Source organism: Streptomyces graminilatus (assembly GCF_001418565.1).
GTDB classification, from domain to species: Bacteria; Actinomycetota; Actinomycetes; order Streptomycetales; family Streptomycetaceae; genus Streptomyces; species Streptomyces graminilatus.
Genome location: NZ_LIQQ01000844.1, coordinates 1 through 1,454, shown reverse-complemented (window position 1 = coordinate 1,454; position 1,454 = coordinate 1). Strand labels below are relative to the sequence as shown.

General features: G+C 72.1%; 3 protein-coding genes. All 3 read left to right on the top strand.

Translation table 11 applies throughout. The annotated features are described in order from the left end of the window. Positions 1–500, top strand: a 500-nt coding sequence (locus AOK08_RS42135) for a hypothetical protein (protein ID WP_157877052.1), incomplete at its 5' end; no start/stop codon positions are given. Further along, positions 497–1,105 (top strand): hypothetical protein, encoded by a 609-nt coding sequence (locus AOK08_RS42130; protein ID WP_055535880.1) that lies wholly within the window; start codon positions 497–499, stop codon positions 1,103–1,105. The genes AOK08_RS42135 and AOK08_RS42130, both read left to right, overlap by 4 nt. After that, complete coding sequence (locus AOK08_RS42125) at positions 1,102–1,401, top strand: hypothetical protein (RefSeq protein WP_157877051.1); 300 nt, start codon at positions 1,102–1,104, stop codon at positions 1,399–1,401. The genes AOK08_RS42130 and AOK08_RS42125 overlap by 4 nt, the downstream gene beginning before the upstream one ends. The last annotated feature ends 53 nt before the right edge of the window (positions 1,402–1,454 follow it).

The window sequence follows — 1,454 nt, the reverse complement described above, 5'->3', positions numbered from 1 at the left end:
CCACCGCACCCTCCGAGACCAGAACAGCCGACGCCGACCGCCAGGAGTACAAGCGGGCATCCGCCCTCATGGACCGCATCGTCGGCCAGCTCACCTCCCTGCCGCGCTCCGCCGCAGTGGTCGGTGAACTGACCGGCTTCCGCGTCCAGCTCAACTTCGGCACCAACGACCCTCGCGGGGTCCTCGAGTTCGCCGAGATCACCGACACCCCCACCGCCCGCGACGCCGCCCCCGGCTGCGTCTGGTTCGAGGCCCGCACCACCATCGAAGGCATCCCCGTACGCGCCGAGGTCCTGCTGTCCCCCGAGGCCGCAGCGGTTTTCGAGGCACAGACCCCGAAGCCCAACCCCGCCCCGGCCGCACACGACGCCGAGGACCAGGCGGTGGACGACACCGTCACCGTGCTGCCGGCGCCCACGGCCATGCCGCTCGGATCCAGCGTCCTCGCGCACGTGACCGCAGTCTCCCCGCAGGCGGCGCCCACGGCGGACGCGCTGTGAGCCGTCACCTGCAGCACCGGCTGCACACCCAACTCCGCACCGCCACCGCCCTCCTCGACCTCCCCCTCACCGAGCAGCACATCGAGCGCCTGGCCGTCGAGATGACCGCCCCCGTCAAGGCCCTCCTCGCCGAAGCGGTGGCCGGGACGGAGGAGCAGGCACCCCTGCCGGTCACGGTCACCGCGCCCGTCATCGACACCGGTACTCGCCCGTACTTCGACGAGGCGGTCGGTGTAGCGACGAGCGAGTACGGGGGCTGCGTGAACCGCTTCAGCCTGGACGTCGACCTGGGCTCACCGGCCGTCGTCCTCGCCGAGCAACTGCGCCGCCAGCCGGACGTGACGGCGACGGACATCCCCACCGCCACCTTCATTGGCCTGACCGTACGGCCCCCGTCCTTGCACGCCTGGGCCTGGTGGCTGCACAAGCTCAACATCGGCGCCGAGTCGGTCACCATCGAGGGCGATGCCGCGCACGCCGTCGGTGAGAAGGACGGTGTCGCCGTCCAACTGTGCGGGGACGGCGTGCCCGCCCTGCTCACGGACCGGGCTGCCGCCCGCCTTGCCGGAGTCCTCGTCGAGCCTGCCGTCGGACACCCGTGGTGAGCGCCACCACCACCGACCCCATGGTCGTGTTCGCGGTCGTCTTCGCCACCAGCGCCGGCACCCTCCTCACCCTGCTCCTCGTCAAGCTCCTGATCGACACGGTCAGCCGGGTCAGCTACCGCCCCGAGGAGACCAGCCCGGCCCCGGCACGGAGCCCGGCCACGGTGACGCACCGCCCGTCTTTCCCGCCCGCCGACGCACCCCACGACTGGCCCGCCGTCTTCGACGACACCCCGCCCCTCACCACGGTCACCGCCGGCCACGGCCGCCACCGCAAGGACGCCTCATGGACCTGATCACCGAGACCTATTTCGGGTGGAACCCGCTGGCCCACGCACCCGGGTGCGTG